The sequence below is a fragment of the Flavobacterium sp. genome (assembly GCF_025352425.1).
In the GTDB taxonomy this organism is placed as follows: domain Bacteria; phylum Bacteroidota; class Bacteroidia; order Flavobacteriales; family Flavobacteriaceae; genus Flavobacterium.
Genome location: NZ_JANXTI010000018.1, coordinates 1 through 21,712 on the forward strand (window position 1 = coordinate 1; position 21,712 = coordinate 21,712).

Annotated in this window: 16 protein-coding genes; 8 read left to right on the plus strand and 8 right to left on the minus strand. The window is 36.4% G+C overall.

All coding sequences use genetic code 11. From position 1 onward, the window contains the following. The coding region (locus Q0Q99_RS02125) for a phosphatidylserine/phosphatidylglycerophosphate/cardiolipin synthase family protein (RefSeq protein ID WP_293890735.1) at positions 1-1,086 on the minus strand (1,086 nt) is incomplete at its 3' end. 204 nt (positions 1,087-1,290) lie between these two features. On the opposite strand from Q0Q99_RS02125, the gene Q0Q99_RS02130 reads away from it, so the two are divergent. The 3 genes from Q0Q99_RS02130 to Q0Q99_RS02140 all read left to right on the plus strand — a co-directional run bounded on the left by Q0Q99_RS02130 (position 1,291) and on the right by Q0Q99_RS02140 (position 10,175). Further along, positions 1,291-2,718 carry an L-serine ammonia-lyase gene (locus Q0Q99_RS02130; protein ID WP_293890738.1) on the plus strand — a complete coding sequence of 476 codons (1,428 nt, stop codon included), beginning with the start codon at positions 1,291-1,293 and terminating at the stop codon, positions 2,716-2,718. 187 nt (positions 2,719-2,905) lie between these two features. Next, a complete protein-coding gene (locus Q0Q99_RS02135; protein ID WP_293890741.1) occupies positions 2,906-7,900 on the plus strand; it encodes a translocation/assembly module TamB in 4,995 nt (1,664 codons plus the stop codon). After that, complete coding sequence (locus tag Q0Q99_RS02140; protein WP_293890744.1) at positions 7,893-10,175, plus strand: BamA/TamA family outer membrane protein; 2,283 nt, start codon at positions 7,893-7,895, stop codon at positions 10,173-10,175. Before Q0Q99_RS02135 ends, Q0Q99_RS02140 begins: the two co-directional genes overlap by 8 nt. Here Q0Q99_RS02140 and Q0Q99_RS02145 read toward each other — a convergent pair. The 6 genes from Q0Q99_RS02145 to Q0Q99_RS02170 form a co-directional block, all read right to left on the minus strand. Next, the gene (locus tag Q0Q99_RS02145) at positions 10,172-11,473 is read right to left on the minus strand and encodes an ABC transporter permease (RefSeq protein ID WP_293890747.1); all 1,302 of its coding nucleotides are present in this window, start codon (positions 11,471-11,473) and stop codon (positions 10,172-10,174) included. The two genes, Q0Q99_RS02140 and Q0Q99_RS02145, sit on opposite strands and share 4 nt — an antisense overlap. Beyond that, on the minus strand, positions 11,473-12,396 hold the full coding sequence (locus Q0Q99_RS02150) for an ABC transporter ATP-binding protein (RefSeq protein WP_293890750.1): 924 nt from the start codon (positions 12,394-12,396) through the stop codon (positions 11,473-11,475). The genes Q0Q99_RS02145 and Q0Q99_RS02150 overlap by 1 nt, the downstream gene beginning before the upstream one ends. A gap of 160 nt (positions 12,397-12,556) precedes the next feature. Continuing rightward, positions 12,557-13,681: a molecular chaperone DnaJ gene (gene dnaJ / locus Q0Q99_RS02155; RefSeq protein WP_293890753.1), complete on the minus strand. Its 1,125-nt coding sequence runs from the start codon at positions 13,679-13,681 to the stop codon at positions 12,557-12,559. Positions 13,682-13,707: 26 nt separating this feature from the next. After that, positions 13,708-14,277 (minus strand): nucleotide exchange factor GrpE, encoded by a 570-nt coding sequence (locus tag Q0Q99_RS02160; RefSeq protein ID WP_293890756.1) that lies wholly within the window; start codon positions 14,275-14,277, stop codon positions 13,708-13,710. 282 nt (positions 14,278-14,559) lie between these two features. Further along, positions 14,560-15,465 carry a TIGR01777 family oxidoreductase gene (locus Q0Q99_RS02165; protein ID WP_293890759.1) on the minus strand — a complete coding sequence of 302 codons (906 nt, stop codon included), beginning with the start codon at positions 15,463-15,465 and terminating at the stop codon, positions 14,560-14,562. 62 nt (positions 15,466-15,527) lie between these two features. Then, entirely contained in the window at positions 15,528-15,992 is a 465-nt protein-coding gene (locus Q0Q99_RS02170) for a DUF4442 domain-containing protein (protein WP_293890762.1), read from the minus strand. 196 nt (positions 15,993-16,188) lie between these two features. Here Q0Q99_RS02170 and Q0Q99_RS02175 point away from each other — a divergent pair, with 196 nt between their 5' ends. From Q0Q99_RS02175 to Q0Q99_RS02195, 5 genes are all read left to right on the plus strand, one after another. Further along, the gene (locus Q0Q99_RS02175) at positions 16,189-16,644 is read left to right on the plus strand and encodes a DUF4870 domain-containing protein (protein ID WP_293890765.1); all 456 of its coding nucleotides are present in this window, start codon (positions 16,189-16,191) and stop codon (positions 16,642-16,644) included. Between the two features lie 88 nt (positions 16,645-16,732). Continuing rightward, positions 16,733-17,074, plus strand: coding sequence for a PadR family transcriptional regulator (locus tag Q0Q99_RS02180; RefSeq protein ID WP_293890768.1), 342 nt, complete (start codon positions 16,733-16,735; stop codon positions 17,072-17,074). Beyond that, positions 17,071-18,837 (plus strand): PspC domain-containing protein, encoded by a 1,767-nt coding sequence (locus Q0Q99_RS02185; RefSeq protein WP_293890771.1) that lies wholly within the window; start codon positions 17,071-17,073, stop codon positions 18,835-18,837. Before Q0Q99_RS02180 ends, Q0Q99_RS02185 begins: the two co-directional genes overlap by 4 nt. Before the next feature lie 2 nt (positions 18,838-18,839). Then, entirely contained in the window at positions 18,840-19,580 is a 741-nt protein-coding gene (locus Q0Q99_RS02190) for a head GIN domain-containing protein (protein ID WP_293890773.1), read from the plus strand. 72 nt (positions 19,581-19,652) lie between these two features. After that, entirely contained in the window at positions 19,653-20,489 is an 837-nt protein-coding gene (locus Q0Q99_RS02195) for a DUF2807 domain-containing protein (protein ID WP_293890776.1), read from the plus strand. 62 nt (positions 20,490-20,551) lie between these two features. On the opposite strand, the gene trxB is transcribed toward Q0Q99_RS02195, so the two are convergent. Next, the gene (gene trxB, locus Q0Q99_RS02200) at positions 20,552-21,499 is read right to left on the minus strand and encodes a thioredoxin-disulfide reductase (protein ID WP_293890779.1); all 948 of its coding nucleotides are present in this window, start codon (positions 21,497-21,499) and stop codon (positions 20,552-20,554) included. Between the last annotated feature and the right edge of the window lie 213 nt (positions 21,500-21,712).

Sequence of the window (21,712 nt, forward strand, 5' to 3'; positions counted from 1 at the left end):
TGTCAGTCCGCCGTTATATTTATTAATCAAAGCATTCGCAACATCACTTCTTGTAAGTACCATTGTCGCAACATCAATATCGGAATTAGCAGAATTTATTGAGGCAATAATTCTGGAATTGGCACCATCACTCGGACTAAAATAACTGTTCACAATCTTACCTCCAATATTGTAAGTATGTGGCGTATTATTGATTTTATCGGGACCAAATTTCGACAAAGCCGCATTAGGTGTCATGGTGTTGGAACCCCACATTTCTTCAAACTCGATTTTATATCCTAACGCTAACGCTTGGTCTTGGATTACGATTGCGGTATTCCTATCTGGTCCGTCAATTTGACTGGTTGTCCAATTTGTTGAACCCGTCCAAACAAGTGGCTTATTGGCATCGGCGGCATTAGCGTCAAATATCACAAACTTATTGTGCATAATTCCATAAGCAACGTCATTGGGACTTGCTAATCTCGGTATTGCCGCATTTAACAACGGTACCATTGCACTACTGGTACTTCCATCATAAATAACCCTCACCTGCACACCTCGTGCATAAGCAGCATTTATAGCACCCGCAATTCCTGTAAAAGCATTGGGCGAATACGAATTATAAATCGCAATATCCACCGTAGTAGTGCAGGCATTTATATAACTAATCAACATATCATCCAGTGTATTGCCCAGGTTAACAGCATTCTGAATCTGTGCATAACTGGTATCAACCTGATGATTAAAATAAACGTTTATCGTACCCGTAGAAAGTGAAGTATTGGCAATAAAACCACGATGAATACTGTCTGCATCATTAAGATAAAAGTATTCAACTTCTACTATTTCTGAAGGATATAAATTATTTAAAGAAAATGTATTGGAGGTTTTTGCTTCCGGAAAAAAATCGACTTCCCTACCAGTTGTAACATCAGTAACATTTAGTATTACAGGATGGTCTTTATCCTTGTCAAATTGAATGGAAATGGATGAATTTCCATAAACGATTGTATAATTTTCTTCTTTGGAAGTTTGCTGGCTATAGCCTAACGATAATTGCAGTAGCGTTAAAAGTAAAACGCAGGGTATTCTTTTAATAAACATTGTGGTAGTTTTTCCAAAAGTATCAAACAGTTATTAAGAATAGGCCAATTCAATCTTTAGACATCATATTTCTTTGATTTTTGCTGGTTTAGTAAGGTTTTATTTAGATTTATTTTGGAATTGCATCCCTGCATTAGATTTTTATTTCCAATAAATCTTAAGCTGTAAATAGCTATATTTGCTTAACTAAATCGATATGGTATAATGGAAGAATGCATCTCTGTTTTTGATATGCTCAAAATTGGTGTTGGGCCGTCAAGTTCGCACACACTTGGTCCATGGCGCGCTGCAGAACGCTTTTTATCCGAATTACAATCAGAGAATATACTCCAAAAAGTAACACGCGTCAAAGTTGATCTATACGGTTCGCTTTCCTTAACGGGAAAAGGTCACGCTACCGATTTGGCGATTATGCTTGGCTTGAGTGGACAAGATCCCGAATATATTCCGGTACAGGATATTGCGGGAATCATTAAAAATATTGAGGATAAAAACGAAATCAATTTAGGTAACCAAATCACCATTCCGTTTTACTTTCTGCAAGACATTATTTTCAATAAAAACTTCCTTCCTTTTCATGCCAATGGTCTGACTTTTACTGCCTATTTACTTGATGATACTGAATATGTTTCGACCTTCTACTCTATTGGTGGTGGATTCGTCGTAAAGGAAGAACGTGTGAATGCCATAAAGAAAATGGAAATCAAATGTGCGTTTCCCTTTCCAATTCAAAACGCTGAAGAATTGCTTCAATATACGATTGCCCAAAACAAATCGATTTCTGAAATTGTGTATGAAAATGAAAAATCCATGCGTCCTGAAGCAGAAATTCACCACGAATTAATGCGAATTTGGCATACAATGTTAGAATGCATGTACATTGGTTGCCATTCAGAAGGTGTTTTGCCGGGAGGTTTAAACGTAAGAAGACGTGCTTTTGATATGCATCAGGGATTGATTGGTTTAGCCAATTATACTACGCCTCAGGAATGGATGGATTCAATCCGAAAAACCGAAGTTAAGTTTCGACAGATACTTAAATGGGTTTCCTGTTTTGCCTTGGCTGTCAATGAAGTAAATGCTGCTTTAGGAAGAGTCGTAACCGCTCCGACGAACGGAAGTGCCGGAGTAATTCCATCCGTTTTGATGTATTATTTGACCATAGAAAACCATCAGGCAGGTGAAAAAGAAATCAAGCAATTCCTGATGGTAGCAGGAGAAATAGGAAGCATATTCAAAAAAGGCTCTACCATTTCTGCAGCTATGGGTGGATGTCAGGCTGAAATTGGAGTTTCTTCCGCAATGGCTGCTGCTGCTTTAGTTGAAGTTATGGGTGGAACTCCTGAACAGGTATTGATGGCTGCCGAAATCGCGATGGAACACCATCTTGGGATGACGTGTGATCCAATTGGTGGTTTGGTTCAGATTCCGTGTATTGAACGAAATACCATGGGCGCTATCAAAGCTATCAATGCAGCAGAATTAGCCATGGAAACCGATGCTAAAAATGCAAAAGTTCCATTGGATAAAGTAATTGAAACCATGTGGAAAACCGCTAAAGACATGAATTCTAAATACAAGGAAACTTCCGAAGGAGGCCTGGCTGTAGCTGTAAATATGGCCGATTGTTAATTAACAGTCTAAAAATCAACATCTTTTGCTTACTTTAAATTTATATTACCGAACTTACTTAGCAATCTTGTAACTTTTTAAATTAATTATATAAAGGTTTTACGTAATAAAATTTCATCTTTGAAATAGATAAAACGTTAAAGCAGCATCAAAAGCAAGCCTATTACATTAAATTTTATTTCTTGAATTGAAAAAGTACTTCACAAAAGGCTTAAGGATTATCCTTTGGGTAATGCTTTCAGTTATAGGATTAGTCCTTGTGCTTTTTATTGCCGTTCAAATTCCCGCCGTTCAACAGTATTCCAAAGACAAAGCTGTTACCTATCTCGAAGAGAAACTTAAGACAAAGGTTGTTGTTGATAAAATTCAAATCGGTTTTCCAAATGATGTAATTCTCGAAGGCGTCTATTTTCAGGATCAGGAAAAGGATACGCTTTTAGCTGGTAAAAAAATATCCGCAAACCTGAATATGTATGGATTGTTTAATAACAAAATAGAAATTACTTCGATTGAATTAGAGGATATCGTTGCCAACATCAACAGGAACAAGGAAAATAAATTCAGTTTTGATTACATCGCCGAAGCCTTTAAGTCGCCCGAAAAACAAAATGACAATTCACCTCCGATGGCCTTTTCGCTCGATAAAATTGAGCTAAAAAACATTAGAATCCGATTTAATGACGTGTATAACAATAATGATTTTCAACTTCGGGTAAATTACCTGAAAACCCGAATTACCACATTCGACTTAATAAAAATGAATTTCGAGATTCCGCAGTTTACCATGGATGGATTGCTGTTTTCCTACAAACAGGGAGTGGTCGAAGTTTCGAAAAATTCGAAATCCCAAAAAACAAAAAGTCCGGATTTAAAACTTAAATTAGGAATCCTTGATTTGACTAAAATTAAAGGAACTTATGAAGATGAGAACTCTAAAGTGGCTATGGCAATGGATTTTGACAAACTCCTGGCAAAAGTAAAATTGTTTGATTTTAAGCATACTACAATAGATTTAAACCGAATAGAACTTTCAAATGCAACCTTGGCTTTGAATCTTGGTAAAAAAGCAGACGACAAATCTTCTTCGTCTGAATCAAATGATTGGAAAGTAAAATCGAATGAAGTTGCCTTTAAAAGAGTGAACTTTATTTATAACAATAATAATTCGGACCCAGTCCGAAGAGGCATGGATTACCAACATTTAGACCTAACAAACCTGAGCGTTGACGCAAATAATTTTGCTTACAATTCCGAGGAAATTACCGGAAAAATCAACGCAATGAAAGGGGAAGAGAGAAAAGGTTTAAAGGTTGAGGCGTTAAAAACCAACTTTTATTATGGTCCAAAATCGGCGTATTTTAAAGATTTATATTTAAAAACGTCTCAAACAACGTTACGAAACGAAATCAGCATTGGTTATCCGTCAATTGAATCGCTCGCAGATCATCCGGAGGCGCTTATTATCAATGCGCATTTCAATCAAAGCACCATTGCATTCAAAGATCTTTTGCTTGTTGCTCCACAGCTATATGAAACCGATCTTTTCAATTCAAATCAAAATGCGGTTATCCATGTAAACAGCACGATTTCAGGGAAAGTGAGCAACCTATATATACCGAATCTTCAGCTTACCGGTTTTCGGAATACAACAGTAAATGCCAGTGGAAGGATTATAGGTTTGCCTGATTCGGAGAAAGCGTATTATGATTTGAATATCAAAAACTTTAAATCGAATGCAAAGGATTTCTATAGTTTCATACCAAAAAATTCCATTCCAAATAATATCCAATTGCCAGAGCAACTAGCTGCCAGAGGTACATTTAAGGGAACCATAAAGAATTTCGCTACCAATATGCTTTTCGCAACAAGTGCCGGAAACGCCAAAATAAAAGGAACTTTAGACCGAAGGGTTAAGGATCGGGAAACATACAATCTTGATGCAACACTTGACAATTTTGATTTGGGTCGGTTTTTAAAAAACGATTCCATTGGAAGAATGACTTTAAGAACAGCCATAAAAGGAAGTGGTTTTAATCCGAAAACCGCGACTGCTGTGGCAAGCGCGGCAATAGTTAAAGCTACTTATAATCATTACACCTATCAAAATGTGGTAGCCGATGGAAAAATAAATCATAGCCTCTTTGATGTCAAAGCTTTTACAAAAGATCCAAATTTACAATTTGACTTGGTTTCCAGCGGAAGCTTTAAGGACAAATATCCTAAAGGAACACTACACCTTAATGTTGACATTGCAGATTTAGACAAACTCAACCTCCACGCCGGGCCGTTAAAACTAAAAGGCGTTTTGGATGCGGATATTCAATCCGCTAATCTCGATTACCTTAACGGAAATGCGAGCGTTCATCATTTGATTATTGCCAATGAAAAAGAACAATACCCAATAGATTCTATCAATCTGGTTGCTGTTTCCACACCGGAAAAAAATTCAATTGTACTGAACTCTCAATTTTTGGATGCTGAGGCTATAGGGAAATATAGATTGACAACCTTAGCCAACTCTGTAAAAAACAGCATTTCAAATTACTACAACTTAAAATCAACTTCCAAAAACGTTCCTTACAGCAACCAACAATTAGCGTTTAAAGTAAACGTTAAACCCTCTCGTGTTCTTCTGAATATGCTCCCTACCCTGAAAAATATTGAACCAATCTTAATTACCGGAAGATATAATTCGGTCAATGATACTATAATTGTAAACGGTTCTATCCCAAAAATAGTTTACGGTACAAACGTAATTACAAATGCCAAGCTGAAAGTGGATACAAAAGACAAAGCGTTGCTTTATAGTTTTAGTGTTGACGAAATCCGGGATACCGAATTCCAGCTTCATCATACTAGTATTGTGGGACAAGCGGCAAATGATATTGTTGATTATACCTTGCTTGTAAAAGACTTTAAAAATAAAGACCGTTATCTTATCGCAGGAAAATTAAAATCTAAAAACGGCGGTGATGAAATTTCGTTTGACCTTGCCAAATTAATGTTGAATTATGATCCCTGGAATATTTCCGAGGACAATAAAATTCGTTTTGGCAACAAAGCACTCTATTTTGAAAATTTCGTGTTGAGTAACGACAAAAGCAGCATTAGTCTTCAGTCCTTGTCTCAAGGTTCCAATCCACCATTGGCCGTTGAATTTAAAGATTTCAAAATAGAAACCCTTACCAATATTGTTCAGATGAAAAATATTGATATGGAAGGAAACATTAATGGAAAAGCAGTATTTAAAGACCTGATGTCAAAAGTGCTTTTCACGGCAGATGCGACGATAGATAATTTCACGTTCAAAAAAGAAGCGGTCGGAATAATCAATATAAATGTCGATAATTATACTGCCAATACTTATACCGCCAGAATTGAACTTACCGGACTGGACAATCAGTTGAATCTAAACGGAACTTATCGGGCGAGCGACAGTGCATTGGATATGGATTTGGATATTCCAAAACTGAACCTAAAAAGTGTCCAGGGGTTTTCTATGGAAAATATTACAGATGGTACCGGCTATTTTACCGGAAGATTTAAAGTCAGCGGCAACACGAATAATCCTAAGCTGATTGGTAATTTATCATTCCACGACATCGGATTTAAGGCTATAAAACTGAATGCCAAATTCAAATCCATAAACGATAAGATTGCTTTTACTGACAATGCCATCCTACTTGATAATTTTACGATTTATGACGAAAAAAATAATGATTTAACAATTAACGGGAAAATCAACAATCAGAATTATGCCAATTTAGGATTTGATTTAACGGTTGACGCTGATAATTTCAAAGCCGTAAATTCATCGGCAAAAGACAATGATACTTTTTATGGCCAATTATATTTAGACAATCATTTGCTGGTAAGAGGTACGATGGAAAGCCCGTATGTTGAGGGGAATATGAAAATCAATGAAGACACCAAATTTACCATAGTGTTGCCACAAGACGATCCATCTCTGGCCGACCGTGAAGGAATCGTTGAGTTTATTGACCAAGACCAGCCTCGGTTATTTACACTTAAACTTGCAGAGCCTACGGCCGACACCGAAATAAGAGGACTCAACGCATCGGTGAATATTGAAATCGATAAGGACGCTGAAATGTCATTGATTATCGACAAAGGAAATGGCGATTTCCTCAGATTAAAAGGCGAAGCACAACTTACAGGCGGTATTGATCCTTCAGGAAAAACGACATTAATAGGACGTTATGAGCTAGTGGAAGGAAGCTATGAAATGAGTTTCAACCTCGTGAAAAGAAAATTTGACATCAAAAAAGGAAGTTATATTCTCTGGACTGGCGAACCAACCACTGCGGACATCAATATTACTGCGGTGTACCGAATTGAAACCGCTCCGATTGATTTACTGAACAACCAATTATCAACACTTACACCGGAAGAGCGCAATACCTACAAACAAAGAATTCCGTTTGAAACAGAGCTAAAAATGAGAGGCGATTTATTAAAGCCATCCATTACTTTTGACATCATTCTGCCGGAAGGAAACAATTCGGTATCCAGCGAAATCATTACTAAAACGCAAGCTAAATTGGCGCAGTTACGACAAGAGCCGGATGATTTAAACAAACAGGTGTTTGCATTGCTTTTGCTGAATAGGTTTATTGGCGAAGATCCTTTTTCCAGCGAAAGCGGCGGTACTACAGCTTCCATCTTAGCTCGGGAAAGCGTGAGTAAAATACTGTCGCAGCAATTAAATAATTTTGCTGGTGATTTGATAAAAGGTTTCGAGGTAGATTTTGATTTGGATGCCTCCGAAGACTATACTACAGGTCAAAAAGCAAACAAAACCGATTTGAATGTGGGACTTTCGAAAAAACTATTAAACGACCGATTAAAAGTGACCGTTGGAAGCAGCTTTGGAATTGAAGGTCCGGAACAAAAAAATAAAGAAGCCAATACCATTGCCGGTGATCTTGCAGCAGAATATCAAATCTCGAAAGACGGACGGTACAAAGTACGTGCCTACAGAAAAAACCTTTACCAAGTGGCTTTGCAGGGTCAGGTTATTGAAACTGGAGTTGGATTCATTATCACATTAGACTACAATAAATTCAGTGAATTATTTCATTTGAAAAAAGACACCAAACCAAAAAAAGCGAAAAAGACTCGAGGCGAAGCGGAACGGAGTAAAACTAAATCCAATGATTAAGAAATTATACATAGTATTTCTTGTATTATTTGCAACCTCATGCAGCAATACAAAATATTTACCCGAAGGTGAACTGTTGTATACTGGCGCTAAAGTAAAAGTGACAAAAGACACTAACACCACTTCGAAACAACGCAAATTATTACAAACAATGTTAAATGAAATTCCGCGTCCGGTTCCAAACAAAAAGTTTTTGGGATTACGTTACAAATTATTTTTCTACAATAAAGCGGGAGAAGTGAAAAAAGAAAAAGGATTCCGGCATTGGCTTAAATACAAACTTGGCGAAGCACCGGTTTTATTTAGCCAGGTAGATTTAGAATACAACCGAAGCCTACTTCAGAATTTCTCCGAAAACAATGGCTATTTCAATACCCAAACGAGTTCCGATTCGACAAGGCATGGCAAAAAAGCAAGTGCGGAATACAAAGTAACACCGGGGAAACAATATAAAATCAAATCGGTAGAATTCCCGATAGATTCATCCGCAGTGGGAAAAGCTATTGGCGGAATAGACAATAAAAGTTTATTGAGAGTAGGTGATCCCTATAGTCTTGAGGTTATTAAATTAGAAAGGGAACGGATTGACACACGTCTAAAAGAAAAAGGCTTTTATTACTTTAATGCCGATTATATAAAAGTTCAGGTAGATAGTACAGTTGGGAAATATAAAGTCGACTTAAAGGTAAAGGTAAAGGTAAAAGATGAAGCTCCGGTGATGGCAAAAACTCCTTTTAAAATTAACAAGATTGTCCTTTATCCCAATTATGCGCTAAATCAGGACTCGCTCACTAAGTCAGAAAAATATAAAGACATAACGATTATTGGAAATGACGGGTTGTTTAAACCCCGTATTTGGGATAGGACGTTATATTTTAAAAAAGAAGATTTATACAGTAGAAAAGACCATAATTTATCTTTAAACCGATTAGTGAACCTGGGAACATTCAAGTTTGTGAAAAATCAGTTTAAGCCTTCGGACACGATTGGAAATTATTTAGACGCTTACTATTACCTGACTCCATTACCACGAAAATCCATACGTGTTGAAGTACTAGGAAAAACTAACTCTGCCAATTATACAGGTGGCGAATTAAAGATTAACTGGAGTAACCGAAATACCTTTCATGGTGCTGAATTACTCACACTTACCGCCTTTGGTGGAATGGAAGTACAGCTGGGCGGGAAGAATAATGGCTTCAATGTTTTCCGTTTTGGTGGCGAAGCCAGTTTGGTTTGGCCAAGGTTCATTTCGCCCTTTAAACTTAGGTCTGCCAGTGGATATGTTCCTAGGACAAATGCAACAATGGGCTACGAGTTTCAAAATCGAATGAAACTGTATTCCATTCAAACTTTTAAAGGCTCCTTTGGTTACGCCTGGAAGGAAAATGTCCGAAAGGAACATCTATTGAATATAACGGAAATCACTTATGCAAAGCCGGAAAATATAACCGACTTATATAAAGAACAGGTAGCATTAAATCCTTCCTTAAAACATGTGATTGAAGAGCAGTTGATTTTTGGCCCAACTTATAATTATACCTATACCAATGAAATGAATAAAAGAAAGAAAAATACTTTCTATTACAAAGGCGGCATTGATTTATCGGGAAATATCGTCGGCTTAACCTCAGGCGCGAATGTCAAAAAAGGTGACACAATCAGGATTTTGGGTATTCCATTTAGTCAGTTTGTAAAACTCCAAAACGAGTTCAAACACACCTACAATATCAACAGATCGTCGCTTATAAAAAGTAGAATTATAGTAGGTACCGGCTTTGCGTATGGCAATTCCGGGGAAATGCCGTTTAGCAAGCAATTTTTTATTGGCGGAACCAACAGTTTGCGTGCCTTTCGTTCACGAACATTAGGTCCCGGAACATATGACGCGTCAACGGAACAAAGTGAATTCATCCCTGACCAATCCGGAGATGTCAAATTAGAATTTAATACTGAATACCGAACCGATATTTACAAATTCATAAAGGGCGCGTTGTTTATGGATGCTGGGAACATCTGGCTTTTGAACAAAGACGAAAACAAACCCGGTTCCCAATTTACCAAAGACTTCATGAAAGAAATTGCTGTGGGCGTGGGTTTCGGACTGCGATTTGACTTCAGTTTTTTAGTACTTAGAACAGACTTAGCGTTTCCCATCAGAAAACCTTATTTGCCCGACGGACATCGCTGGGTAATTGATCAGGTTAACTTTGGAAGCGGTTCTTGGCGAAAAGAGAATCTGCTGTTTAATTTGGCAATTGGTTATCCGTTTTAATATCTAAGCCATTTAATAAGTTCTCTCCAGGTTGGTTTTTTGCCATACATTAAAATACCAACACGGTAAATTTTGGCAGCAAACCAAACCACACCAAGGAAAGTTCCGAACAAGATTAGCATTGAAACAATAATCTGCCACACAGGAACGCCAAAAGGAATTCGCATCATCATAACTATTGGTGATGTTAACGGAATCATAGAAAAAACTGTAGCAACCGTTCCGTGCGGATCGTTCATTACGGTAAAGAAACCGATGTAAACTCCCAGTATCAAAGGCATTATGATTGGCAATAGGAACTGCTGTGAATCAGTTTCATTGTCGACAGCTGCACCAATTGAAGCGTAAAAAGAACTGTATAAAAAATAACCGCCAATAAAGTAAATGATAAAAGAAATAAGGATTGTTGCAATTGGGAGTTTCAATAATTCTCTAAAATACATTTGCGCATCACTGGCAGAGGTATTTTGGGCCGCTGCCATCGCCTGACCCTGAACTCCGGCACCACCCATATGGATTCCAAACATAGTTGACAAAACAAACATAGCACTCAAACCTAAAATTGCCCAGATTATAAACTGTAATACTCCGGCCAATGATGTTCCGATAATTTTTCCCATCATCAACTGGAAAGGCTTTACCGATGAAATGATAACTTCAATTATTCGGGAAGTTTTCTCCTCGATTACACTTCGCATTACCATATTACCATATAATACAATAAACATCATAATCAGGTAACCAAATGCGCCGCCAACAGCTATCTTTACTGTACTCGAGCCCTTGAACGATTGTTCTCCCGATGCTTTTTCTAAATTGATTGAAACATCAGCTTTGGCTTTTTTAATCTCCAATGTATCCAAACCAGCTTTCTGGAAATTTTCGGATGTTATTTTTTTGGCAACAACATCTTCTAAATCGCTGATAAAGCCAACACCCGGACTATCATTGGAAACATACTGAATTCCTTTTTGAAGTTGGGCATTGTCTTCCGCTTTCGGTATGATTAAAAGTCCTTCATAGCTTTCACTGACAATGCTGTCCTTGAGTGTTTTTAAATCGACTGTGGATAAATCAACATAGTTGTATTCCTGATCGTTTTTGAATTCGTTTACAAATTTTCCTGTTTCATCATGAATGGCGATGGTTTTTAAATCGGCTTTCATCGTGCTCAGATAACCAACAAAAACACCAATTCCAACAAAAAGTAACGGACTTAAAAAAGTCATGACAATGAATGATTTATTGCGCACTTTGGCGATAAATTCCCTTTTTATGATAAGAAGTATTTTACTCATTATTTCTCGCTTACAGTTTGGATAAAAATATCATTCATACTTGGAATTTTTTCTACAAAATGAGTTACTTGTCCTCTTTGAACTAAAGTATTCAGTAAATCATTTGGAGTAGCTTTTCCGAGATTAATTTCTAATTTCAATTCATCATTCAACGATTTAAAATCAGTTTGTGACAAGGTGAATTTTTGTGACAAATCATACATCAAGCCTTCAATGTTGTCACTCAGAATCCCAACTTCATAATTGTTGGTTCTGAATTGCTTTTTTACATCACTTAGTTTTCCTTCAATAAGCTTATTTGATTTATGGATTAAGGCAATATAATCACACATTTCCTCTACACTTTCCATTCGGTGTGTCGAAAAGATTACCGAAGTTCCCTGTTTGTTCAGCTCGATAATTTCGTCTTTAATCAAATTGGCATTTACCGGATCAAAACCGGAAAAAGGTTCATCGAGAATAAGCAATTTTGGTTTGTGCAAAACAGTCACAACAAATTGGATTTTCTGAGCCATTCCTTTGGAAAGTTCCTGAATTTTTTTGTCCCCCCAACCTTGAATTTCCAAACGGTCAAACCAATAATCCAATTGCTGCTTTGCCTCATGTTTTGACAATCCTTTGAGTTGAGCCAAATACAAACACTGCTCACCTACTTTCATGGTTTTATACAAACCTCTTTCTTCGGGCATATAACCAATTACGGCCACATGCTCCGGCTTTAGCTTTTCGCCATCTAAAAGTATCTCACCATTATCGGGTAAGGTGATTTGATTTATAATTCGGATTAGAGAAGTTTTTCCGGCACCATTTGGGCCTAAAAGTCCATAAATGCTGCCTTTCGGTATGGTAAGGGAAACTTCGTTGAGCGCAGTATAATCGCCATATTGTTTAACTACATTTTTGACTTCAAGAATATTGCTCATGCTTGATTTTGATTTTGGTAAAAGTACGCAATAAGTAGTGAGATGAATGGGTTTGTTACAAAAAACCCACCCTGATTTTTACAAAAGGATGGGAAAAATTGCTATGAAAAAGAAATTACTTGTTTCCAAGTAACAACCAAATATAAAAATATTTTTTTAACTACGAAAACATATCCTTTACTTTTTCAAAAAAAGATTTATCTCCTTTTTCCGGATGTGGAATAAAGTTGTCATCGGTCAGTGCTTTTTCAAAAAACTGTCGTTGCTCTTTGCTAAGGATTTTTGGAGTCCATACATTAATGTGCACTAATAAATCCCCATTTCCATAATTATTCAGGCTCGGAATTCCCTTCCCTTTTAATCTCAAAATTTTTCCGGATTGAATACCTTCTTCTAGTTTAATTCTTACCTTACCGTTAATGGCTTCTATATCTTTTGAAACACCAAGGGCGGCTTCCCCGAAACTAACATATAAATCATAATGAAGATTTTCACCTTCACGTTTTAAAAATTCATGTTCCAATTCCTCTATAGCAACAATTAAATCCCCGGGAACACCATTTCCTGGAGCACCATTTCCTTTGGAGGAAACCTTCAACTGCATTCCGTCAACAACACCTGCAGGAATTTTGATAGATACTGTTTCGTCTTCCAATAGCATTCCATAAGCATCAGCATTCGAAGGCTTGCTTTCTATAGTTTGTCCCGATCCGCCGCAAACATTGCAGGTTGTAGCCGATTGCATCCTACCCAAAATGGTGTTGGTAACTCTCAAAACCTGACCTTGTCCGTTGCAGGTGGAGCAGGTTTTATATTTTACACCGGGAGCCTGAATTTTTCGTTTTACTTTTACTTTTTTCTCAACGCCATTGGCAATTTCTTCTAAAGTCAATTTTACTTTGATGCGAAGATTACTTCCTTTTACTCTGCGTTGACCACCAGAATTTCCACCAAAACCGCTAAATCCGCCTCCGCCAAAAGCACTTCCGAAAATATCACCAAACTGGCTGAAGATATCATCCATATTCATATGGTGTCCACCTCCGTAACTTCCTGCACCATCAAAAGCTGCATGTCCGTATTGATCGTACTTTGCTTTTTTATCAGCATCGCTTAATACTTCATAAGCTTCGGCAGCAGTTTTGAAATTTTCTTCGGCTTGTTTATCACCCGGATTTTTATCAGGGTGAAATTCAATGGCTTTCTTTCGGTACGCTTTTTTAATTTCCTCAGGAGAAGCGCCTTTTGAAACACCTAGTATTTCGTAAAAATCTTTTTTGCTCATAATATATATAGAAATTTAAACGCCAATTATTGACCAATAACCACTTTTGGAAAACGAATTATTTTGTCTCCAAGTTTGTATCCTTTTTCAATTACGTCAACAATTTTTCCCTTTAAATCTTTTGAAGGAGCGGGAATCTGAGTAATGGCTTCGGCATGGTCAGCATTAAAAGCATCTCCTGCTCTTACTTCAACTTGTTCCAATCCTTTCGAAACAAGTGTATTTTTCAGTTTTTCATGAATTAATTCAACACCTTTCAGCAAAACATCATCTTCAGATTTAGAAATCTCAACCATCGCTCTGTCAAAATCATCCAAGACTGGCAACATGGCTTGTAATACCTCTTCATTAGCAGTTTTAAATAAATCGATACGTTCTTTAGCGGTTCTTCTTTTGAAGTTTTCGAACTCAGCAAAAAGGCGGAGGAATTTATCTTTTTCATTCGCTAAATCTTCCTGTAGTTTTTCTTCAACCGTCAATTCAGTCGCAGATTCAATTTCGTTTGCAATGTTTTCTGATGTATTTTCATCAGTAATTGTGGCTTTTTCTGTATTTCCCGTATTCATTGAATTTTTATTTTTAAAAATATTTTTCATTTTATAAGATGACTTTTTGGAAAGCAAAAGTACTGCCAATTCTTTAAAAATGTCAAATTGTCACACCGTTTTGTCCGAGAAAAAGATTTTAATCCTGAAAATAAATGCGGAATTTTAATAAAACTTTAATAAAATTTTAAGACTATTACGATTTCGTTTAAAGTAAATTTGCTTTAGTTAAATGCGATAAGCGTTCAATCAAGGTTGGTTTATCACTGTAAAAAATTATTAATTCAAGAATCTTTATAGTAAAAAAAGTGCTGTTGAAAAACAGCACTTTTTTTATTGATATAAATCAGCAATGGCAAGGCTTATCTCTGGAAATTTAAATTGAAAACCCGCTTGCCTAATTTTATATGAACTAACATTCTTACTCGAAAAAAGCAGATAGCTCATTTGACCAAGGAGTAACTCCATTATAAATTGTGGAATATTCGGTAGAAAAAGAGGTTTTTTTAGCGTTTTTGCAATGACGGTGGTGAGCTCCTGATTGCTTATTGGTTTTGGCGTTACCGCATTATAAACACTTTCCAATTGGTTTTCTATCGCAAAACAATACATTGCAACCAAATCACTAATATGTATCCAGGACTGAATTTGTTTGCCATTTCCCATTGCTGCACCAAAACCAATTTTTATGGGTTTCACCATTTCAGGTAAAGCGCCGCCATCATTAGAAAGTACAATGCCAGTTCTTAGTTTGCAGACTTTTATATCTAAAACCTGAAAACGGTTAGCGCTATCCTCCCATTTTTTGACCACGTTAGACAGGAAACTGTCTTCTGTGATTTTGGTAGTTTCATCAACGGCTGTAACAAAACTTTCAGGATATATAGCTGTTCCGGAAGCAGAAATGAATTGCTTAATCTTACTTTTACTTTTTTTTACCAAATTAAAAAGAAGTTCACTCGACAAAACCCTGCTTTCAATAATCTCTTGTTTATAGCTATTTGTCCATCGTTTAGCAATATTGGCACCAGCCAAATGAACGATAACGTCGACTCCATAAATACAATTCTCATCGATTTTTCCTTGTTCCGGATTCCAGTAAAAGCCATGATAGTTAGGTGTGCTTTCAATCTTTAAAACAGAAGTAGTCAAATAATGTATTGTATGATTTTTTGCGAGCAGTGCTTTTACTAACTTACTCCCTATTAAACCTGTTGCGCCTGTAATTAAAACCGTCATGTTGAAGTGTTTTTTCAAAGTTACAATTAACCCATCATAAATAAAACCTAATTATATCGGGATTAACTTTTTGTGGCCTTTAATTTAATACTCCATTCGAAATTCATTTCGGAGACTTGCTCTCCATTTTCGTTTTTCCCAATAGATTTCATCCAAAGGGTTTGCCCTTCACCTGTCGCAATTGTCTTTTGGATAGCTTCTTCTATTAAATACCCATCATTGCAGGTGAAAGTAATTTTTCCTGTCGCTTTTTTAGAAAAGTTGCTATTATTATTGGCTACTAACATCGATATATTCCTGCCGGTGTCTTTAATTTTAGTCATTACCAAGGCGCCGGTTGTCAATTCAGCCGCCATGGACTGAACCGCAAAATACATGGATTTAAATGGGTTTTGATTGAACCATCGATGTTTGACTGTTACTACACATTGCTCCTTTGAAATAAACTTTACTCTTACGCCACTCCAAAAAGCAGACGGTAATTTTAAAAATAAAAAGGTGTTTAGTTTTGAAGGCGAATATTCCATAAGCACTTGTTATTACAGTAAAAATACAATAAAATACAATCATAATACATTTGTTTTAGATGTTAATTTTTTGTTAAATATTAGTACTTTGTATTGCATAGTATCTTTTTTTGATTGTATCTTTGTATAAGAAATTAATGGTCTATCTATAGTATTAAACCAAAAGGGTTTCACTCATCAATCAAAAAACAAAATCATGACATCAACTAATGACAAAAACATTGCTACAGTTCTACATCTTAGTGCTTTGACACAATATATGATTCCGTTTGGGAATTATATTTTTCCGATTGTTATCTGGAGTTCAAAAAAAGGAGAATCCGAATTTATTGATTATAACGGAAAACAAGTCTTGAATTTTCAGTTAAGTATCTTTATATATAGTGTTGTGTTATGTTTAATCGCCATACCAATATTTATTTATACGATTTTTCAAAACGTTCCTGTAGACGCCTGGTTTCATGATGATAATTTTGTTTTTAATCATTTCAGAATGACACATTTTAACGGTGTAGCATTAATCGGAATTGCTGCCGTATTCTTATTTGTCTTCCTAAAGGCTGTAGAATTTATATTAATAATTCTCGCAGCAGTGAAAACATCAAACGGAGAAGAATATAAGTATCCATTTAGTATTCCATTTTTTAAATAATATAATCATCAATTCAATCAAAATCAACCCGTTTCAACCATCATCAAAAAACGAACAGTAGTAATCAAAAAAAATTAAATCATGTATTATGAATATTGAGAACACAAAAGCCCAGATGCGTAAAGGTGTTTTAGAATTTTGTATCTTATCGGTTTTAAGAGACAAGGAAGCATACACTTCTGAAATTTTAGACACTTTAAAAAGCGCTAAATTGCTTGTAGTAGAAGGAACTGTTTATCCGCTATTGACAAGATTAAAAAATGACGGTTTACTCAACTACCGTTGGGAAGAATCAACTTCTGGACCACCAAGAAAATATTACGGTTTGACAGAAATAGGGAAAACATTTTTAACTGAATTAAATGGCACATGGACCGAACTGTCGGATGCCGTAAACATCATCACAACTAAAAAATCAAAGAAATCATGAACAAAACAGTAAATATTAATATAGGTGGTTTAATTTTTCACATTGATGAAGATGCATACCAAAAATTAACTCGATATTTCGAGGCAATAAAACGCTCGCTTTCTAATTCTTCCGGTCAGGATGAAATCATGAAAGATATTGAAATGCGTGTGGCTGAGCTACTTACAGAGAAACAAAAAAGCGACAAACACGTAATCAATAACAAAGATGTTGATGAAGTAATTGTAGTAATGGGTCAGCCTGAAGATTACAGAATTGACGACGATTCAGACAACAAAGCTCCGGAATCATCTTATTCGTATACAAAATCAAGAAAACTGTATCGCGATAAAGACAGAGGAACCATTGCCGGTGTTTGTACAGGTTTAGGGCACTATTTCGGAGTTGATGCCGTATGGGTAAAAATATTATTCCTGATATTGTTCTTCGGATTCGGAACAGGTTTTATAGCTTACATTATTCTTTGGATAGCAATGCCAAAGGCAATAACTACAAGCGAAAAATTAGAAATGACGGGCGAACCTGTTACCATTTCCAATATCGAAAAAAAAGTAAGAGAAGAATTTGACAGCGTAGCTAACAAGTTTAAAAGTGCCGATTATGATAAAATGGGAAATGAAGCAAAAGCCGGTGCTACTAAAGTAGCTAACGGACTTGGTGATGTCTTGATGAATGTATTCAAAGTATTTGCGAAAATATTAGGCGCTATCATTGTCGTTTTTTCCTCGCTTGCTTTACTCGGAATTTGCATTGCTTCAATAATATTGATGTTCTCTTCGTCAATGCCCGATAATTACATATTAAATCATATCAGTACACCAATTGGTCTGGAAACACCGATCTGGGTGCAGGGAATACTCTTTCTTTTAGCATTTGGAATACCAATGTTCTTTTTCTTAATACTTGGATTAAAACTATTGGTAACCAACTTAAAATCAATTGGCAACATTGCAAAATACAGCTTGCTTGGAATCTGGGTTATTGCGGTTGGAATCTTAATTTCATTAGGAATAAACGAAGCCACACAAATAGCTTTTGATGGAAAATCAGTTAAAAAAGAAACAATCAATATAGCGCCAACAGATACGTTGTTTGTGAAATTTAAAAACAATGACTTTTATTCAAAAGATAATTACCATAATACCGATTTTACATTAACGCAAGACGAGAAAAACAATGAAATAATCTATTCTAATAATGTGACTATCGAAGTTATGAAAACGGAAGAGGCATTACCTTACATCCAAATTGAAAGATTGGCCGTTGGAAAATCAGCCGCAGAAGCCAGAACCAGAGCAGAAAAAATAAAATACGGCTATAAAATTGAAGGAAATCAATTAATTTTAGACAATTATTTATTGACTGATGTTGCCAATAAATTCAGAGGCCAAGAAGTAGCATTGTTCCTGTACTTACCAAAAGGAACTTTGTTCAAAGCTGACGAAACGGTTCAAAATTATGACAGAACCGACAACGAATTTTTCAATTTGCACTTTAGTTCAAAAGACTATATATATAAAGTGGGAAATTCACAGGTAAAATGTTTGAATTGCCCAGCCGATGAAAATGAATATAATGATGTTGACAATGCTGATGATATCAATATTCAGACTAATACTAAAGAGGCTGACAGCGTTGTAACAACTACTGTTAAAGTTAACGGGCAAAGTGTAATCGTGAATGAAACTTCAAAGCCGGCAAAATCTGAGGAAAAAGGTAGACTAACACAGGATAAAAACGGAGTAATAATTAAAACTAACTAAACATGGTAAAGTTCATTGTATTCTGCACAAAAATAATTGCCGCAACCATAGCAGCAGTATTATTCAGCTCATGCCACACAAATATTAGTTGGGGTGAAGGCCTTGACGGAAACGGTAAAGTAATAACCGAAAAACGTAACGTTGAAGGTAACTTTTCAAAAGTAGATGTAAGTCGCGGTTTAAATGTAACATTGGAACAAGCCGATACTTATTTTGTTGAAGTGGAAGCCGATCAGAACTTGCAGGAACATATTACTACCAAAGTTGAAAACGGAACGCTTTTCATCACTTCAGATGAAAATATAGATGAAGCTACTGCAAAAAACATTCGTGTAAAACTGCCTTCACTTATGACGCTTACAACAACCAGCGGTGCATCTGTCACTACCAAAAATACATTTAGCGGAACCGATATTGAGGTAAAAGCCAGCAGCGGAAGTGAAGCTGATTTAAACCTTGAATTTGATAATGTGAAATGTGAAACAAGTAGCGGTGGCAGCCTGACAGTAAAAGGGAAAGCACTAAAACTTACAACTCATTCTTCAAGCGGAAGTGAAATTGACGCCCGTGGATTATTAGTGAATGAGGTCGTTTCCGAATCATCAAGCGGCAGTTCAACGGATGTAAATCCAATAGTGAGTTTAAATGCGAAAGCATCCAGCGGAGGCTCAATCGATTACAGCAGTTCTCCCAAAACTGTTGTGAAGGAAGAGAGTTCCGGCGGAAGTGTTTCCAAAGAATAAGTTAATAAAACATCGCAATGATAATTGGGATGTTTTATTTTCTATTTTTGGCACAACATAGATTGTACATTCATGAAAAAAATAATTACACTAAGTTTCCTTTTACTGACTGTTCTGACCTTTGCACAAAAGAAAGAAAAAGTAAAAGGCTCCAAAATTGTTAAGCTTGAACAAAAACAAGTTGGCGACTTTGAATCGCTTGAAGTGGAGGACAACCTGGAAATATTTTTGATTAAAGGTGATGATTGTGGTATCGAAATTGAGGCAGATGACAATCTGATAGAATTTGTCGAATATAAGTTAACTGGTAAAAACCTCAGGATTTCCACATCCAAAGATATATCGAGTTATAAAAAATTGAGCGTGCGTTTGACATACAACGACAAGTTCAACATGCTCATTGCCAAAGATGAAACCAATGTGACTGCTTTATCTGATGTGGTTTTAGATAATGTAACCTTTAAGAGTTATGACTATTCTAAATTGTTTTTGAATGCTAAAACCAAAAACTTCACGTTGATGGCTAACGATAAATCAAAAGTGGAACTCAATTTAAAATCGGAAAAAACAGCCGTTGACGTAAGCAAGAGTGCGTATGTAAAAGCGCTTATCTCTTCCGGCGAAATGAGATTTGACATGTATCAGAAATCCTCTGCCGATGTTGAAGGGGATATTTTAGATTTAAAACTGCGTTTGGATAACAACACAGACTTTACAGGTAAAAAGCTAACAGCAAAGAACGCTTTGGTGGAAGTTAGCGGTTATGCCAAAAGCAGCATCGGCATCAGTAACATTGCTACCCTTGATGCTTCGGGAAATGGCGAGATAGAATTGTATGGCGAACCCATAAAAATCGAAATCAAACACTTAGCAGATAGTGCCATACTCAGAAAAAAAACCTCAAAATAAAAAAATCCCGTCTCAAAAAAGGCGGGATTTTTTAATAGATATTTAATGAGCGTAATTCGTAATTATTCTTTCGCAGCCAGATAACGTTCCGCATCCAAAGCCGCCATACAGCCCGTTCCCGCAGCAGTCACCGCCTGACGGTAAACATGATCGGCAGCATCACCACCAACAAAAACGCCATTTACATTGGTTTTGGAAGTTCCCGGTTCGTTAATGATATAACCTGTTTCATCCAAATTCAAATAGTCGGCAAAAATATCAGTGTTTGGCTTGTGGCCAATGGCAACAAAGAACCCTGTTGCAGGAATATCAAAAATTTCATCGGTTGTTTTATTTTTTGCTTTCACTGCTGTCACCACTTGCCCGTCACCTAAAACCTCAACCGTATCATGGTTCATTAATATGGTAATATTTTCTGTTTTGCGGACGCGCGCTTCCATTATTTTCGAAGCCCTGAATTTCTCACTTCTCACCAACATCGTAACTTTTTTACAAAGCTTTGATAAATAGTGTGCTTCTTCACAAGCTGAATCTCCCGCACCAACAATTACCACTTCCTGATTTCTATAAAAGAAACCATCACACACCGCACAGGCAGAAACTCCCCCGCCCATTTGCAGATAATGCTGCTCAGAAGAAATCCCTAAATACTTAGCCGAAGCCCCCGTTGAAATAATCACCGTTTCGGCATGGATTTCCTTGGTATCGTTAATCCAAACTTTATGAACACTACCCGAAAAATCAACTTTGGTCGCCCATCCATCACGGACATCGGTTCCAAAACGTTTCGCTTGTTCCTGAATATTAATCATCATTTCCGGACCGGTAATACCTTCCGGGTTTCCGGGCCAGTTTTCTACTTCATTGGTGGTTGTTAATTGCCCTCCGGGTTGTGTTCCCTGGTATAAAACGGGGAACATATTAGCCCTGGCGGCATAAATAGCAGCGGTATAACCCGCAGGCCCCGAACCTATAATTAAGCATTTTATTTTTTCGATGGTATCAGACATGATTAAAATTTTAAGCACGCAAAGTTAAGTTTTTATACCCTTTATTTTTTAGTAACCGAAATAGTAATTAACAACCCGTTGGGTGTAATTATTTAAAGTAAAAATAAATTGATTAAATATTGGTCAAGATACTGAAATTCAGTATCTTGAAGTCGCAAAACAAACCAATATTCATGTCAAATATAGTTAAAAATTATTTAAGAGTTTTAGAAG

Bases quoted from the DNA above. Each gene is read 5' to 3' on its own strand.
- Q0Q99_RS02190 (WP_293890773.1), top strand. From the start codon at position 18,840: ATGGTAAAGTTCATTGTATTCTGCACAAAAATAATTGCCGCAACCATA.
- trxB (WP_293890779.1), bottom strand. From the start codon at position 21,499: ATGTCTGATACCATCGAAAAAATAAAATGCTTAATTATAGGTTCGGGG.
- Q0Q99_RS02150 (WP_293890750.1), bottom strand. From the start codon at position 12,396: ATGAGCAATATTCTTGAAGTCAAAAATGTAGTTAAACAATATGGCGAT.
- Q0Q99_RS02145 (WP_293890747.1), bottom strand. From the start codon at position 11,473: ATGAGTAAAATACTTCTTATCATAAAAAGGGAATTTATCGCCAAAGTG.
- Q0Q99_RS02195 (WP_293890776.1), top strand. From the start codon at position 19,653: ATGAAAAAAATAATTACACTAAGTTTCCTTTTACTGACTGTTCTGACC.
- Q0Q99_RS02140 (WP_293890744.1), top strand. From the start codon at position 7,893: ATGATTAAGAAATTATACATAGTATTTCTTGTATTATTTGCAACCTCA.
- Q0Q99_RS02130 (WP_293890738.1), top strand. From the start codon at position 1,291: ATGGAAGAATGCATCTCTGTTTTTGATATGCTCAAAATTGGTGTTGGG.
- Q0Q99_RS02165 (WP_293890759.1), bottom strand. From the start codon at position 15,465: ATGACGGTTTTAATTACAGGCGCAACAGGTTTAATAGGGAGTAAGTTA.
- dnaJ (WP_293890753.1), bottom strand. From the start codon at position 13,681: ATGAGCAAAAAAGATTTTTACGAAATACTAGGTGTTTCAAAAGGCGCT.
- Q0Q99_RS02170 (WP_293890762.1), bottom strand. From the start codon at position 15,992: ATGGAATATTCGCCTTCAAAACTAAACACCTTTTTATTTTTAAAATTA.
- Q0Q99_RS02175 (WP_293890765.1), top strand. From the start codon at position 16,189: ATGACATCAACTAATGACAAAAACATTGCTACAGTTCTACATCTTAGT.
- Q0Q99_RS02180 (WP_293890768.1), top strand. From the start codon at position 16,733: ATGAATATTGAGAACACAAAAGCCCAGATGCGTAAAGGTGTTTTAGAA.
- Q0Q99_RS02185 (WP_293890771.1), top strand. From the start codon at position 17,071: ATGAACAAAACAGTAAATATTAATATAGGTGGTTTAATTTTTCACATT.
- Q0Q99_RS02160 (WP_293890756.1), bottom strand. From the start codon at position 14,277: ATGAAAAATATTTTTAAAAATAAAAATTCAATGAATACGGGAAATACA.